This window comes from Rhizobium rhododendri (assembly GCF_007000325.2).
In the GTDB taxonomy this organism is placed as follows: domain Bacteria; phylum Pseudomonadota; class Alphaproteobacteria; order Rhizobiales; family Rhizobiaceae; genus Rhizobium; species Rhizobium rhododendri.
On sequence record NZ_CP117267.1, the window covers coordinates 3292501 to 3307500 of the forward strand.

Annotated in this window: 13 protein-coding genes, 1 tRNA gene and 2 rRNA genes (2 of these 16 cut by a window edge); 6 read left to right on the forward strand and 10 right to left on the reverse strand. The window is 59.2% G+C overall.

Annotated elements, in window-relative coordinates; genetic code table 11:
* From PR018_RS15920 to PR018_RS15930, 3 genes are all read left to right on the forward strand, one after another.
* A 23S ribosomal RNA gene (locus PR018_RS15920) occupies positions 1–2024 on the forward strand (it extends 885 nt beyond the left edge of the window).
* Positions 2025–2291: 267 nt separating this feature from the next.
* Positions 2292–2406 (forward strand): 5S ribosomal RNA (gene rrf, locus PR018_RS15925).
* 116 nt (positions 2407–2522) lie between these two features.
* Positions 2523–2599: transfer RNA gene (locus tag PR018_RS15930), tRNA-Met, on the forward strand.
* Between the two features lie 112 nt (positions 2600–2711).
* Here PR018_RS15930 and PR018_RS15935 read toward each other — a convergent pair.
* Positions 2712–4169 (reverse strand): M81 family metallopeptidase, encoded by a 1458-nt coding sequence (locus tag PR018_RS15935; protein WP_142832494.1) that lies wholly within the window; start codon positions 4167–4169, stop codon positions 2712–2714.
* A gap of 27 nt (positions 4170–4196) precedes the next feature.
* Positions 4197–4682, reverse strand: a complete 486-nt coding sequence (locus PR018_RS15940) for a hypothetical protein (protein WP_142832495.1) — start codon at positions 4680–4682, stop codon at positions 4197–4199.
* A 305-nt stretch (positions 4683–4987) separates the two neighbouring features.
* Here PR018_RS15940 and PR018_RS15945 point away from each other — a divergent pair, with 305 nt between their 5' ends.
* Together PR018_RS15945 and PR018_RS15950 are read left to right on the forward strand one after the other, a co-directional pair.
* Positions 4988–5557, forward strand: a complete 570-nt coding sequence (locus PR018_RS15945) for a TetR/AcrR family transcriptional regulator (RefSeq protein WP_142832496.1) — start codon at positions 4988–4990, stop codon at positions 5555–5557.
* Positions 5558–5594: 37 nt separating this feature from the next.
* Positions 5595–6473, forward strand: a complete 879-nt coding sequence (locus PR018_RS15950; RefSeq protein WP_142832497.1) for an SDR family NAD(P)-dependent oxidoreductase — start codon at positions 5595–5597, stop codon at positions 6471–6473.
* 41 nt (positions 6474–6514) lie between these two features.
* Here the strand turns inward: PR018_RS15950 and PR018_RS15955 are convergent, their stop codons facing one another.
* On the reverse strand, positions 6515–6919 hold the full coding sequence (locus tag PR018_RS15955; protein ID WP_142832507.1) for a winged helix-turn-helix transcriptional regulator: 405 nt from the start codon (positions 6917–6919) through the stop codon (positions 6515–6517).
* Between the two features lie 158 nt (positions 6920–7077).
* Between PR018_RS15955 and PR018_RS15960 the strand changes: the two genes are divergently transcribed.
* Positions 7078–7812 (forward strand): SDR family NAD(P)-dependent oxidoreductase, encoded by a 735-nt coding sequence (locus tag PR018_RS15960; protein ID WP_142832498.1) that lies wholly within the window; start codon positions 7078–7080, stop codon positions 7810–7812.
* A gap of 58 nt (positions 7813–7870) precedes the next feature.
* On the opposite strand, the gene dhaL (PR018_RS15965) is transcribed toward PR018_RS15960, so the two are convergent.
* From dhaL (PR018_RS15965) to PR018_RS15995, 7 genes are all read right to left on the reverse strand, one after another.
* Positions 7871–8575, reverse strand: a complete 705-nt coding sequence (dhaL, locus tag PR018_RS15965; protein ID WP_142832499.1) for a dihydroxyacetone kinase subunit DhaL — start codon at positions 8573–8575, stop codon at positions 7871–7873.
* Between the two features lie 44 nt (positions 8576–8619).
* On the reverse strand, positions 8620–10719 hold the full coding sequence (locus tag PR018_RS15970) for a bifunctional sugar-binding transcriptional regulator/dihydroxyacetone kinase subunit DhaK (protein ID WP_142832500.1): 2100 nt from the start codon (positions 10717–10719) through the stop codon (positions 8620–8622).
* 125 nt (positions 10720–10844) lie between these two features.
* Entirely contained in the window at positions 10845–11486 is a 642-nt protein-coding gene (gene dhaL, locus PR018_RS15975; RefSeq protein ID WP_142832501.1) for a dihydroxyacetone kinase subunit DhaL, read from the reverse strand.
* 11 nt (positions 11487–11497) lie between these two features.
* Positions 11498–12490 carry a dihydroxyacetone kinase subunit DhaK gene (locus PR018_RS15980; protein ID WP_142832502.1) on the reverse strand — a complete coding sequence of 331 codons (993 nt, stop codon included), beginning with the start codon at positions 12488–12490 and terminating at the stop codon, positions 11498–11500.
* 29 nt (positions 12491–12519) lie between these two features.
* Positions 12520–13293 (reverse strand): SDR family oxidoreductase, encoded by a 774-nt coding sequence (locus tag PR018_RS15985; RefSeq protein ID WP_142832503.1) that lies wholly within the window; start codon positions 13291–13293, stop codon positions 12520–12522.
* Positions 13294–13352: 59 nt separating this feature from the next.
* The gene (locus PR018_RS15990; protein ID WP_142832504.1) at positions 13353–14339 is read right to left on the reverse strand and encodes a substrate-binding domain-containing protein; all 987 of its coding nucleotides are present in this window, start codon (positions 14337–14339) and stop codon (positions 13353–13355) included.
* Positions 14340–14423: 84 nt separating this feature from the next.
* On the reverse strand, positions 14424–15000 hold the 3' portion of the coding sequence (locus PR018_RS15995) for an ABC transporter permease (protein ID WP_202617239.1). Its footprint extends 404 nt past the window's final position; the window shows 577 of its 981 coding nt (coding positions 405–981); its start codon lies off the right edge, out of view; its stop codon occupies positions 14424–14426.

Here is a 15000-nt window from a genome sequence, read left to right on the forward strand (position 1 = left end):
CAATAGATTGGGATGACTTGTGGCTAGGGGTGAAAGGCCAATCAAACTCGGAAATAGCTGGTTCTCCGCGAAATCTATTTAGGTAGAGCGTCTGACGAATACCCCCGGGGGTAGAGCACTGGATGGGCTATGGGGACTCACCGTCTTACTGATCCTAACCAAACTCCGAATACCGGGGAGTACTATCAGGCAGACACACGGCGGGTGCTAACGTCCGTCGTGAAAAGGGCAACAACCCTAACCTCCAGCTAAGGTCCCCAAGTCATGGCTAAGTGGGAAAGGATGTGAGGATCCCAAAACAACCAGGATGTTGGCTTAGAAGCAGCCATCATTTAAAGAAAGCGTAACAGCTCACTGGTCTAGTCAAGGGTCTTTGCGCCGAAAATGTAACGGGGCTGAAGCCATGCACCGAAGCTGAGGATTGGCAAAACTCTAGCGAGTTTGCCAGTGGTAGCGGAGCGTTCCGTAAGCCTGTGAAGGGAGACCCGTGAGGGCTCCTGGAGGTATCGGAAGTGCGAATGTTGACATGAGTAACGATAAAGGGGGTGAGAGACCCCCTCGCCGAAAGACCAAGGGTTCCTGCTTAAAGTTAATCTGAGCAGGGTTAGCCGGCCCCTAAGACGAGGCGGACACGCGTAGTCGATGGGAACCACGTTAATAATCGTGGGCCTGGTGGTAGTGACGGATTGCGTAACTTGTACGATCTTATTGGATTGATCGTGCAGGGAAGCGGTTCCAGGAAATAGCTCCACCGTATAGACCGTACCCGAAACCGACACAGGTGGTCAGGTAGAGCATACCAAGGCGCTTGAGAGAACTATGTTGAAGGAACTCGGCAAATTGCACGCGTAACTTCGGAAGAAGCGTGGCCCCGCTCAAGGCAACTTTTGCGGGGTGGCACAGACCAGGGGGTAGCGACTGTTTACCAAAAACACAGGGCTCTGCGAAGTCGCAAGACGACGTATAGGGTCTGACGCCTGCCCGGTGCTGGAAGGTTAAAGGGAGGGGTGCAAGCTCTGAACTGAAGCCCCAGTAAACGGCGGCCGTAACTATAACGGTCCTAAGGTAGCGAAATTCCTTGTCGGGTAAGTTCCGACCTGCACGAATGGCGTAACGACTTCCCCGCTGTCTCCAACATAGACTCAGTGAAATTGAATTCCCCGTGAAGATGCGGGGTTCCTGCGGTCAGACGGAAAGACCCCGTGCACCTTTACTATAGCTTTACACTGGCATTCGTGTCGGCATGTGTAGGATAGGTGGTAGGCTTTGAAGCAGGGACGCCAGTTTCTGTGGAGCCATCCTTGAAATACCACCCTTATCGTCATGGATGTCTAACCGCGGTCCGTTATCCGGATCCGGGACAGTGTATGGTGGGTAGTTTGACTGGGGCGGTCGCCTCCGAAAGAGTAACGGAGGCGCGCGATGGTGGGCTCAGACCGGTCGGAAATCGGTCGTCGAGTGCAATGGCATAAGCCCGCCTGACTGCGAGACTGACAAGTCGAGCAGAGACGAAAGTCGGTCATAGTGATCCGGTGGTCCCGCGTGGAAGGGCCATCGCTCAACGGATAAAAGGTACGCCGGGGATAACAGGCTGATGACCCCCAAGAGTCCATATCGACGGGGTTGTTTGGCACCTCGATGTCGGCTCATCGCATCCTGGGGCTGGAGCAGGTCCCAAGGGTTTGGCTGTTCGCCAATTAAAGCGGTACGTGAGCTGGGTTCAGAACGTCGTGAGACAGTTCGGTCCCTATCTGCCGTGGGTGTAGGAATATTGACAGGATCTGTCCCTAGTACGAGAGGACCGGGATGGACATATCTCTGGTGGACCTGTTGTCCTGCCAAGGGCATAGCAGGGTAGCTAAATATGGAATGGATAACCGCTGAAAGCATCTAAGCGGGAAACCAACCTGAAAACGAGTGTTCCCTATCAGAGCCGTGGAAGACGACCACGTTGATAGGCCGGGTGTGGACGTGCAGCAATGCATGAAGCTTACCGGTACTAATAGCTCGACTGGCTTGATCGTTCTCATTGCTCATGTTCATCTTCGATGAAATGAGCTTCTTCTGTCCTCACGCGTCAATGACGCTGCGGATCCTCGGGTCTAGCCCGAGGACAGGCTTGCGCCAGACGCCTGGCGGCACGATGCAATCGTGCTGCTGGAGTGATCCGGATGGTGCTGAAAACAGAAGATCGAATAAACGTGTTCACCTGGACGACGGCAAGTCGTTCTGGGTTAAAAAAGATTCAAGTGGCGATGCCACCCAGCTTCTCAAATGTTGCGCTTTGCCGACCTGGTGGTCATGGCGGGGCACCTGCACCCGTTCCCATTCCGAACACGGCCGTGAAATGCCCCTGCGCCTATGGTACTCCGTCTTAAGACGCGGGAGAGTCGGTCGCTGCCAGGTCTGCAAAACGCAACATAATCTCATCAACATGCACAGACAAACATCGACACAAAGTCGGCCCAAACCAACAAACCAATACCGTTTGCAACAACCCAAACGCAAACAACACGACTTTCCGCGGGGTGGAGCAGCCCGGTAGCTCGTCAGGCTCATAACCTGAAGGCCGCAGGTTCAAATCCTGCCCCCGCAACCAAATCCCAAACAGACATCAATGCACCAGCACAGCACCACCAAGCCCGCGTCATAATGACTGCGGGCCGTTTCGCGTTCGGGCGTCGGCCACCATATCAGCGCTTCGCGTTTTGTTACCCGTGGGGATCCGGTATCATCGGCCAGATATCTTTGCGCGCGCGCCGATAGGGCGTTTGCGCCGGATTGTTCGGATAGGGTGTGCCGGCTGAGCAGTATATGATCTCGGATGCGATCTTTGAGAACGAGGCGAAAAAATGGTTGGTCGATTTGATCCCGAGGATCTTCTTTTCTGTCGGATCAATACCCATGACAGAAAACACACTCGGGTCGAAGGTCTGTGCCCGCGTTGAATTCAAAATGATATCGATGCCATCGAGAACGATATGAGCGGCATCGCCGAACGGTACGAAGCTTTCGCCAAAGCGCATCTCCGCATTGGTGACAAGTTTGACAACAGAAACAATCCCGTCCACTGGATTGCCCGTACCGGGAGCAGATTTGGCTCCGAAGCGCAGCGGAATTTCTGCACCTTCTCCCGCGGCCATGCAGATCTGGACTGCCATAGGATCCCAGATAGTGCCAATCGCGGTGTTTGTGGCGCCCTTGTCGAGCAGTTCTCGCAGGAGCACGGTCGCGTCACCTGCAGTTCCGCCGCCGGGATTGTCCCATATGTCGGCGATCACCACTGGCCAGGATGTGGCGGCAAGCGCAGAGGCTACGGCCTGCTTCTCGTCCACCTGCGGCATGATGAAGGTGCCGCGGCTGGCAAACAACTCGAGCCCCAGCCTGCGGGCAAGCATCTCCCCCTTTTCCCTGTTATCGTTGGTCACCACAAGCACCTTCGTGCCCATCTCAGGCACGTCACCCGCCATGAAGCCGTGGACGACCGAAATGGAGAGAATGTCCGCGTCATCCCGCTCGATCTTCATGATCCTGTCGATGAAGGAGCGCATCGGATCACGAGAGGTCGGAAAAACATCGATCATTCGGCAATCGAAGACCGACATGACCGGCTGCACGCGGCCCTCGAGCATATCGACGGTGATCCGCCAGAGATCCTCGGCACGATCGACGAAATCCGTGTGCGGAAATTCCTTGAAGTAGACGAAGAGATCGGCGGCCGACAGCCGCTTGTCCGTCAGATGGCTGTGGGGATCAAGTTCGGCGCAGATCGGGACACCGGCTCCAACCAGTTCACGGATGCGGGTGAGAATGTCGCCCTCGGCATCCTCATAGCCGGCGGCAACCATGGCGCCATGCAATCCGAGCACAACGGCATCGACCGGCATTGCCGCATGCAACTGGCCGAGCACCTCGTCACGTAGTGCTTCATAGGTCGAGCGATTAAGCAACCCTGCCGGATCGGCCCAGGCGGCAGTGCCCTCGATCAGTTCCCAGCCCTTTTCAGCCGTGACCCGTCGGCCGACAGTGATTGGTGCGGTGCAGAGCGTCGGCGTTTCCGGATGCTCGCCGGGCGGCGCATAGAGTGAGGCCTCGAAGGCACGGCGGTCGACACAGATCGGCGAGAAGGTATTTGTTTCTGTCGCCAGAGCTGCAGTAAAGATGCGCAAATGAAATCGCCCCTGTTTTCCGTCCGCTCAGCCCATCGGATTCGGCAGGTATCCCGTAAATCCGGCGATCTTCCAGCGACCGGCATGAATGCGGCAATAGTATAAAGTCTGCCACTGCATCACATCGCGGCTACCATCCGCCCTGGCCAGTCCACCATCGAACTTCTTGCGCACCAGCGCCATGTCGCCCGCGATTTCGATGTCCTCCAGTATCGTAGTGGTGAAAATCGCCGTCCGTGCATCCTCGGCGAATGACTGCGCGGCAAAGTCCGTCGCCTGTTTCAGCCATTCGTTGCGGTAAGCGGAAAGGGTCGGGAAAGCGAGCCGCCAGCTGTCCGGACTGATCTCCTTTTTGCCATCGATCCCGATGAATCCTTCTTCGATGAAATCGTTTTCTACCATGGACCAGTCAGCAGCCAGGAAAGCATCAATGTCACGCGCTACGAGCATCTCCCAGATAAAGTGGCGGTCGCGATCCGAGGATGGAAATGGATTTTGAAAAGGATACCGCATGCGTCCCCACAATTAAAATTATTTTCATAAAAGCAGTTTTGCTGGCGAAAATCTGCTTTGCATACCGCGTTGTCAACCTGACAGGAAATGATTTGCAAGGAAGCTGCAATGCACCAAGCCTTGTGGCACGGTTTGACACTACGGCGCATCAAGCAACACCTGGTCGCCCATCGCGATGGCGACGACCGCCTCCTGGGAGACTGATCGAATGTCGCTAAAGGAAATGCACCCCGCCGACTGCATCAGGTACATACTTTAAGTGACTGACTGATCACTCTCTTATAGAGGCGTGTCTGCGGAGACAGATGATGGCAAGACCCCGAAGCGACGAGAAGCGTAGTGCGATCATGAAGGCGGCGATTGCGATTATCGCCGCGCAAGGGACGAGTGCGCCTACCGCAATGATAGCAAAAGAGGCAGGGGTTTCGAATGGAGCATTGTTTACGTATTTCGAAACCAAAGCCGAGCTTTTGAACCAACTCTACAAAGAATTGAAGACGGAAATGGCCATGTCGACAACGGTTGGGATTCCAACTCATGCCGATATGCATGACCAGGTTCTTCACGTTTGGAATGGCTGGTTGAACTGGACGCTTGCAAACCCGCAAAAGCGCCGCGTGCTTGCGCATCTCGGCGTCTCCAATGAAGTCACGACAGCCAGCCGTCAGGCAGTAGACGAGGTTTATGCCGACGTCGAAGCTCTTTTGGATCGGAGCCGAGCCAATGGTCCGTTGCGAGACGCACCGCTGATGTTCGTCGCCACGCTCGTCACGGGCATACTGGATGCAACGGCCGATTACATCGCACGCGACCCCGCCGGGGCGGATGCGCATGCTGCTGCCGGGTTCAGGGCGCTTTGGCGCATCCTCGGCTGATTTATCTCACTAATTAAAGAGAGACTGGACAGTCATTATGAATTTTGGTTCGGCAGGAAAAGAGCCTCGGCAGGAAATCGTCGTGGTAACCGGAGCGTCCACCGGTATCGGCGCCGCTACAGCCCGCGAGCTTGCCGCGCGTGGCTTCCACGTCCTCGCCGGCGTACGTCGCGAAATGGATGGCGATGCAATCCGGGCCGACAACATTGAACCTGTCATGCTCGAGATAACTGAGGCGGCGGCGATCACTGCACTCGTGCAGCACATCACCGAGGATCCGCAGCGCCGAACTTTGCGCGCCCTGGTGAACAATGCCGGGGTTGCGGTCAATGCGCCGCTAGAGACCTACGTCCTGCCCGAGTGGCGTCGCTTGTTCGAGGTCAATCTTTTCGGTCATGTCGCGATGATGCAGGCCCTGCTCCCATTGCTTATCCAAAGCAGGGGTACGATCGTCAACATATCCTCCGTCGGGGGCAGGGTAGCGATGGCAACCTACGGCCCTTACGCTGCGACGAAATTCGCCCTGGAAGCCGTCAGCGATTCATTGCGTCGCGAGGTCGGGTCCCTTGGCGTGAAGGTCGTCGTGATCGAACCGGGTGCAGTCACCACCGGAATGCTCGGGCGGGTCGACGCGACCGGGCAGCGGGTCGTCAGCGAAATGACGACCGAGCAACGCGGCCGATACGGTGCACTGATGCAAGCCGTTGTCGCGCAGGCCCAGGCATCCGTGTCGGGAGGCGCTACCGCCGAGGATGTCGCGACAATCATCGTCGACGCAATTGTCAGCAAGCAGCCTCGCACCCGCTATACCGTCGGACGTAGCACCGCGATGATCGCTCGGCTTATCAGGATCCTACCCGACCGGATGCTTGACAAGCTTCTCGCCCAGGGTTTGAAGCCGTATCTTCCGAAGTGAGTGCCCACTCACCCAAGTAGCGCCGGGCTGAAGGCTGTCGGTCAGCCAGCTTCCAAGTTTCTACTCATTCCGTCATTACTGCGAGGCTTGCGTTCTTTGCTGTTCAAAGCATCGCGCTCGGCGAAAACGCGAGCGACCTCGGCCATGTTCTCCGTCCCCCACGAGCAGAGGGGGACAAGGGCCTCAGCCAGGCTGCGGCCCAGGGGAGTAAGCCCGTAGTCCACCCTTGGCGGGATTTCCTTGTAGTCGGTACGCTTTACCAGACCGTCGGCTTCAAGCTCCTTGAGCTGCTGGATCAGCATCTTGTCGCTGACATCTCTCACGGCACGCCGCAGCGCTCCGTATCTGGTGGGGCCACCCTGCGCGACGAAGTACAGGATCAGCGGCTTCCATTTGCCGGCAATCACCCGCAACGTCGCATCGAGGCCGCAGGTAAACCCAGGCAGCGTCGTTGCGACAGTCTCGCCCGGCGGTAAATCATTTTCCGGTGGTCCGGCTTTATCGACATTATCGTGTGACATTATTAGTACTTACCAAAAGGTGCATACTTGTCAATAGGGATGCGCGTCGCCAGTTTCTTCTCGTGTCAACCAAGGAGCACAACATGAAAAGATTACAAGGCAAGACGGCAGTGGTGACTGGCGGTGGAAGTGGGATCGGGCTCGGGGCTGCCAAGCGGTTCATTGAGGAAGGCGCATTCGTCTATATTTTTGGAAGACGGCAGGAGGCGCTTGATGCGGCCTTGGCAGAGCTGGGTTCAGAGGCGCGCGCCGTAAAGGGGTCTGTCACCAGCTTCGCCGATCTCGATCGTCTGTATGAGACGGTGAGGAGCGAACGTGGAACGCTCGACATCCTGCTGGCAAACGCAGGGACCGGTTCGTTCGCGCCCCTCGGCGAAATCACGCCAGAGCACTTCGACCAGACCTTCGATCTCAATGTGAAGGGCCTGGTGTTTACGGTGCAGAAAGCGCTTCCCCTCATGACGAAAGGCGCGTCGATCATCCTGACCGGTTCGAGCGCGGGGGTCATGGGCACGCCGGCATTCAGCATCTACAGCGCTACCAAGGCAGCTGTTCGCAACCTGGCCCGCAGCTGGGCACTCGACCTTCGCGGCACCGGCATCCGCGTCAATGTGATGTCTCCGGGCCCGATCACGACCGAGCTTGCGCTTGAGGTTCTGGGGGATGAAGGGATGGCCGCGATGGGCGAGACGACGGCGCTCAGTCGTATGGGAGATCCCTCGGAGACAGGTGCGGTAGCAGCCTTCCTCGCCTCCTCCGACAGCAGCTTCATGACCGGCAGCGAAGTCTTCGTCGACGGAGGCCTGGCGCAGGTCTGACCCTCCGGGCCTCGGCATGTGGGCTCCGCTGCAAAGCGGGGCCCTCAGCCGAAGAGCATCATTCGTCCACGCGCGCGCTGATCCCGGCGGTGTCGTTGCATAGGTCAGCACGGGACGCTGCGTGCGTGGAAAGACTGTCCATCATTGCGCGAAGAATAATGGCAGCGGAGGCGGCGCCGGGGTCTATGTGACCGAGCGATCGCTGACCGAGCCGTGCGGCCCTGCCGCGGGCAGCGACCATGGAACTCGTCGCGTTCGCACCGGCCTCTGCTGCTTCCGTGACCCGTCGCCACATGTCTGATGGCGTGGTCCCCTCCGCCTTGGCCGCAATGGCTGCTTCCATGGCTGGAATCCACGCGTCGAGCATGGTCTTGTCGCCGCGCTGGCCTTTTCCACGTTGCTGGATGCCGAGCGTCAGGGCTTCGATGATAGCCACCTGGTTAGCCAGCGACAACGACGCGTCCGTCTCGAGCATCTTTGCGGCCTTGAGGAAGGCACTGGCATAGAGGGGGCCCGTGGACGCTCCGACGGCATCTAGGAAAGCCGATGCTGCCGTCGCAAAGACAGTCGAGGCGGCGGCAGTGTCGAGGTCCAGGCGCGCCAGTTCCATCGTCACGGCATGGAAGCCGAGCGACATGGTAATGCCGTGGTCGGCGTCGCCGATGGCGCCGTCGAGCGATGTCAGCCGATCTTTCTGCCGATCGATTGCAGCAGAAATATCATGAAACATCCGCCCGAGGCTTCGTGCCGCGCTCTCAGTCATCGCTATCCTCCATCGATCGGGCCATCTCCTCCCCGATTGCCGTTTCACGTTATCTTCAGAACGACACCGTCGCAGGGATGTTTCAAAAGTGCGGTCAGGTCCTCGTCCAGATGCAGTATCGATATGGATGCGCCGACCATGTCGAGGGATGTGAAATAGTGCCCGACCCAGTTGGCGTCTATGGCGATCCCCTTCGCTGCCAGTCGCTGCTCCACCCGCCTGAAGAGAATGTATAGCTCCATCAGCGGCGTTGCGCCGAACGAATTGACCAGTACGGCAACGCGATCCCCGGCCACCGGTTTCATCTCCGAAAAAATACGGTCGATGACTTTGTCGACTATCGCGTCGGCGGGCATCATCTTCTCGCGGGCGACGCCGGGCTCGCCGTGGATCCCCATGCCGAACTCGATGTCTTCTGGCCCGATGGCGAAATTGTATCGCCGCGTCTGCGGCATGGAGCAGGGCTCGAGAGCGACGCCGACAGTGTAGGTGCGGGCATTTGCCCTGCGTGTCAGGGCCTCGCATTTCTCTAGGGGAAAACCGAGGTCGCAGGCCGCACCGGCTGCCTTGAAGACGAAGAAGTTCCCGGCAACCCCACGTCGGCCGTCGCGGTCCTCAATTGGCGAAGAGGCAATATCGTCGGTCGTCAGCACCGTTCTGACCGATATCCCCTTGGCCTCGGCCATTTCTGCGGCCATTTCGAAATTCATCACGTCGCCTGCATAGTTGCCGTAGACGAAAAGGACCCCTTCACCTCCCGACGCAGCCTCGGCACCTTGCAGGATCGGACCCGGCGGCGGCGACGAGAAAACATTACCGATGGCCACGGCGTCTGCCAGGCCTTTGCCGACATAGCCGTAAAAACCAGGTTCATGCCCGGCACCGCCGCCGATCACGAGACCGACTTTCCCCGGCCTCGGGCCGTCCCGCGCAATGAGGACGCGATGGGATTTGTCGATCGGCCGGAGATGGCTCGCATGGGCCTTGACCATGCCCGAAAGCATCTCCTCGACGACATGGTCCGGATTGTTGAGAAACTTCTTGGTATAAAGGCGCTGGTTGACTGGGGGCACCGGCTGGCCGATGTCCGTCTTCGCCCGCTGCGAGATCCTGCGATCCACATCTGCGACACCGTCGGCATTGAGGATGCCGCGCGCAGTTGCAGCATCGGTGATCAGCACATTGACATAGCCGCCGCGCAGTGCGGCAAGAATAGCCGGCACCTTGTCGAAGCCACCGGCAATGGCAACGCGCAAGTCGATGGCCTTCAGCATGTCCAGCGAAATACCGATGGTACGCTCGTCGAGCGGGCCGGTGATAGGTCGCCCATGGCCGTCTATGAAGCGACCGGCGACGACTCCGACGGCATTTCTGGCGAGGTAATCCTGCAGGGAAACAGACTCGAAAAAACCGCTGGTATGGATGGTCGAGTTGGGGCGCAGCGACGATATGCCGAAGAGTGCTTTGTTGGCGCGCGCAAGGGTCTGGAACTGGTCCTCGATCAACGGCTCGCGCAACAGCAGGTCGCGCATTTCAGGGCTGGTGACGATTGCCGGCGCGGAAATGTTGATTAGCCTTGCGCCGACCGCGTCGGCAATCGAGGCCGCGCAGAGTTCGGGCGTGTAGGCGAAGCTGGCCCGCGTTCCACCTGTCGCCTGGACGACGGTGACATCCTGAAGGCCGGTCGCCGATGCCCGCTCTCCGACGGCAAGCACTGTCCGGCCCCAGGAAACCGCGAGCGTATCGCCTGATTGCAGCAGGCGTTGCAAGGCCTGCGCGCCTGCCATTCCCAACCGCTCGATCAGGGGCTTGGCATTGTCGTCGCTCGGCACGACAAGACAGTCCGCCAGGCCGAAGTGGTGCTTTATCTCCCGGGCGACGGTCAGCGACGACAAGCGGCCGGGCTCGATGGAAATGGTGACGATGCCTCGCTCGCGCGCTTCGGCGAGGTAGCTGTTGACCGTTGCGCGCGAGATGCCCATGGCATCGGCGATGTCGCCCTGCGTCATGCCGTCTTCGTAATAGAGCCAGCACGCCCAGACATAGGGATCGTCGCCGTAGCGCAGCGGCATTCCCTCGAGCGCTTCGGACGCGCTGGCCTTGCCGGCGGTGGACTTTCGCGGCTGGGATAATTTGATCGTCATCTAAACGCGCCGTCTCCCGTGTTTTCGACTGCAAGGATGAAAGCACGGCAAGCGCTTTTGCAAGGGACCTGGAGCGAAAGTCACGCCAGACCGGCCGGCGGACGCGCCTTTCTACCGCGTCAGGATCAGCGCAGGCGTTCCTGCGCAGATAGGCTGAGCTGTTTCAGGATAATCGCGCAAGAGGTGGCGCCAGCATCAAGGACACCGAGAGAACGATCCCCCAGGCGGCTCGACCGGCCAATTTTTGCGACTAGATCGATTGTTGAGTCGCGACCGGCCTCGGCCGCCTGAACCAGTTTCTGAAGCGCAGTCTCGAAGGGCTCGCCCGATGCGACGGCGTCGTCGAAAGCCTCGATGGCGGGTACGAGTGCATCGAGCAGCGTCTTGTCGCCCACCTTGGCGGAGCCGATGGACTGTATGCCGTCAAGCCCGGCATGCAGCATCGCGCTGAATGTTTTGGGATCGATGTCTTCGCGACCTTCGAGTTGCTCGGCGAATTCGGTAAACATCACGCCGTAGAGCGGTCCCATCGAGCCGCCGATCTCATTCATCAGCACGGAACCGAGGATCTCGAAGGACTGGCCGAGGGTTGCATCCTGTCCCTTCAGCCGTTCTGCCGCCATGCCGAAACCTTTTGCCATATTGACGCCGTGGTCGCCGTCGCCGATCTTTCCGTCGATCTCGCTGAGATAAGCCCGATTTTCGACGATGCGATCGGCAATGGCCAGTACGATCGGAGCGGCGGAGGTGTTCTTGAACGTCTGCATGTGGGTTTTCCTCAAAGCTTCATGGTGCAGTCGACATCGACCGCGAGCAGCGCTTTGGTTTCGTCGTCGAGCGCCATGACTGTCAACGTCGCCCCGACCATCTCCAGCGACGTGAAGTAATTACCGACATAGGTCTTGTGAATGACCAGTCCCCGACCGGTAATTTCCGTCTCGATCGTGTCGTTGAGGATATACAACTCGTTCAGCGGCGTGGCACCCAGACCCGACACCAGAACGGCAACCTCTGTTCCCGTCGGAAGATTATGGTCGTCCAGCACGATCTTGCACATGTCGCGTGCAATCTCCTGCGCCGTCTTCAGGGGTTCGACTCGGACGCCGGGTTCGCCATGGTGGCCGATGCCCACTTCCATGGTTCCGGGTTCGATCTGGAAGTTCGGGTGGCCGACTGCCGGCAGCGTGCAGGGACCAAGGCCGACACCGATCGAGCGGCAATTGTCGATTGCCTTCTGGGCCGCAATACGGACCTCCTCGAGGCTTCCGCCCTGCGATGCCCGGGCGCTGCCGATCTTCCACATGAAGATCTCGCCCGCCACGCCACGCCTTTTCTCCCGCTCATGCGGTGGTGCGGAGCAAACGTCGTCATTGGCAACGACGGTTGCGACCTCGATACCCTCCTTGGCCGCGAGCCGGATCGCCATTTTCACATTCATGTTGTCGCCGGCATAATTGCCATAGAGGCACACGACGCCGGCGCCGCCATTGGCCTCGCGGAAGGCATCCTGAAAGCTCTTTGCGGTCGGTGAGGAAAAAAGCTCGCCAACGGCCACCGCATCCAACATGTTCCGGCCGGTATAGCCCATGAATCCCGGCTCATGGCCGGAGCCGCCACCGGTGACGACGCCGACCTTGCCGGCAACAGGGGCATCCCTGGCGACGATGACGCGCGGGTTCTGCCCGACGCGAAGGATGTCGGAATGAGCCTTGACGAAGCCCTTGACGGTATCTTCGACGACCTGGTCCGGATCATTGATAAATCTCTGCATAATGTCTCCTTGAAATTCCAGGCTGTCGCTCAGAGAATGGTGTAGCCGCCATCGATCAGAAGATCGGCCCCGTTGATCATGTCGGCGCCGTTCGAAACCAGGAACACTGCTGCGGCAGCCACTTCTTCCGGATAAGCAAAGCGCCCGTTCGGTATTCTTTTCTTGGCAGCTTCGCCCTTCTCACCGGCCCAGGCCTTCTTGCCGAGTTCCGTCAGCACCACGGTCGGGGAAATCGTGTTGACGCAAATTCCATGCTTGCCCCATTCTGCGGCAAAGGTCTTCGACATGCCGATAACGCCGAATTTCGAAGCGCAATAGGCCACATGCTCCTCGATCGCAACCGTTCCCGCCTGGGAGGCCATGTTGACGATCTTGCCGCCCTTGCCGGCGGCGATCATCGCCCGCCCGACCGCCTGGGTCACGAGAAAGCTGCCCTTCAGATTGATGTTGATGGTTCTGTCCCAATGGTCGAGCGACAGGTCCTCGGCCGGGGCGAGATAGACGACGCCGGCGCTGTTGACCGCGATGTCGATGCCGCCAAAGGCAGCCAGAACGTCGGCAACTGCCTTTTCGACCGATTGCGGGCTCGACACGTCGCAGATGAACGGTCTTGCGCCATGTCCGAGCGATCTGGCTTTTTCAGCAGCGACATCGGCATTGATGTCGAGCACGGCAACTGTAGCGCCCTTGGAAGAAAATGCGTCGGCAATGGCCGCACCGATGCCGGAGGCGCCGCCGGTCACCAGCGCAATCTTGCCGGTCAGCGGGAAATTAAGGTCTATCTGCAAAGCGGTATCGGTCATTGTGCTCTACTCTCGTCTATCGGGATCGGGGCGGCGTGGCCGCCCCTTTCACCCGTTTCCTACTTGCGCGATTCCAGCAGCTTGTCGGCATTCTCCGGAGTAACCTTGGTCCACGGAACCAGGTAATCCTTCTCCTTGCCGTCATTCCACTTCATGTCGGGATACTGGGTCCAGACGGTTGATACCGGCTTGTAGTCCGGCCGGGCCGCCTTGATGGCGACGTCGAGCGCGCCCTGTGCCTGGGCGCTGCCGTCCTGCAGGATCGATGCCATCTGGCCTGCCTTGACGGCGTTGATTGCATCCGTCACCCCATCGACGCCGGCAATGGCGAAGTCGGAGACCTTCAGCTTGGCTGCCTTGATCGCCTCGATGGCGCCCAATGCCATTTCGTCGTTCTGGCCAATGATACCCTGGATCTGGCCAGGGTGGGAAGTCAGCCAGTTCTCCATCAGCGTCTGGGCTTCGGCGCGCGACCAGTTGGCCGTCTGCGTTTCTAGAACCTTGACATCGGGGCAGGCTTTCAGCGCCTTCTGGTTGCCTTCGAGGCGCTGGATCTGGCCGGATTGACCGATCGGTCCCTCGAGAATGACGAGATTGCCCTTGCAGCCCATCTTGTCGAGCACGGCCTTGGCTTCCATCTCGCCGGCCAGCACGTCGTTCGAGCCGACATAGGATGTCAACAGGTCCGAATTGACGCGAGCGTTCGAGCCGACCACCGGGATACCGGCATCATGGGCCGCCTGAACGGCCGCAGCACCGGCTTCGACATCCATCGGCACGAAGATGATCGCATCGAACTTCTGCGTGATCATCGTGTTGAACTGTTCCTGCTGCACGAGCGCGTCGTAGCGGCCGTCAAAGACGGTCAGTTCGACATCGCCGCTCTTGACGGCCGGATGCTGTTTCAGTGCCGCCGACCAGAGCTGCATGAATTCGGCGTTCAGGCCGTATGTCGTCGCCCCGATCTTGAGTTTCTTGTCCTGCGCCATGGCCGGCGCCGCAAGAATGGCGACGCTGGCGATAAGTCCAATCAACAGTCTCTTCATCTCTTTCTCCTCCATAGAGAATCCCGGCTGCCATCTGGCATGCCGTTTTGTTGCGGGCAGCAGTTGCCGCCCGAATTGCTGCGGTCACTGACCGTGATTTCGTTTCTGGTCGAGCATCACGGCGCCAACGATGAGGGCGCCCTTGAGGACCTGTTGGTAGTAGGACTGGATGCCGAGCAGATCGAGACCGTTGTTCATCACGCCGATGATCAACGCGCCGATCAGCGTGCCGGTGACGCGCCCGACGCCGCCGGAAAGGCTGGTTCCGCCGATGACGACGGCGGCGATGGCGTCGAGTTCATAGGCAACGCCCGCCTGGGGCAGGGCCGAGCCGGTGCGCGCCGAGAGCATCATGCCGGCGAGACCCGAAAGGGCGCCCGAGATGGTATAGACGACGAAGCGGATGCGGGTGACGTTGATGCCGGAGGTCTTTGCCGCATGCGGGTTGCCACCGACGGCATAGATGTAGCGACCGAACCGCGTCCGGTTCAACACCCACCAGGACACCAGAAAGACCACCGCCAGGATGACGACCGGCATCGGAATGCCGATGATATTGCCGGTGCCGATCCAGCGAAACTCCGGTGTCAGGCCCGGAACCGGTTTCCCACCGCCATAGATGAGGGTCATGCCACGCGCCGCAGACAGCATGCCGAGAGTG

Coding starts and splice junctions, on each gene's coding strand:
- PR018_RS15940 (WP_142832495.1), bottom strand. CDS start 4,682: ATGCGGTATCCTTTTCAAAATCCATTTCCATCCTCGGATCGCGACCGC.
- PR018_RS15945 (WP_142832496.1), top strand. CDS start 4,988: ATGATGGCAAGACCCCGAAGCGACGAGAAGCGTAGTGCGATCATGAAG.
- PR018_RS15950 (WP_142832497.1), top strand. CDS start 5,595: ATGAATTTTGGTTCGGCAGGAAAAGAGCCTCGGCAGGAAATCGTCGTG.
- PR018_RS15960 (WP_142832498.1), top strand. CDS start 7,078: ATGAAAAGATTACAAGGCAAGACGGCAGTGGTGACTGGCGGTGGAAGT.
- dhaL (WP_142832499.1), bottom strand. CDS start 8,575: ATGACTGAGAGCGCGGCACGAAGCCTCGGGCGGATGTTTCATGATATT.
- PR018_RS15970 (WP_142832500.1), bottom strand. CDS start 10,719: ATGACGATCAAATTATCCCAGCCGCGAAAGTCCACCGCCGGCAAGGCC.
- dhaL (WP_142832501.1), bottom strand. CDS start 11,486: ATGCAGACGTTCAAGAACACCTCCGCCGCTCCGATCGTACTGGCCATT.
- PR018_RS15980 (WP_142832502.1), bottom strand. CDS start 12,490: ATGCAGAGATTTATCAATGATCCGGACCAGGTCGTCGAAGATACCGTC.
- PR018_RS15985 (WP_142832503.1), bottom strand. CDS start 13,293: ATGACCGATACCGCTTTGCAGATAGACCTTAATTTCCCGCTGACCGGC.
- PR018_RS15990 (WP_142832504.1), bottom strand. CDS start 14,339: ATGAAGAGACTGTTGATTGGACTTATCGCCAGCGTCGCCATTCTTGCG.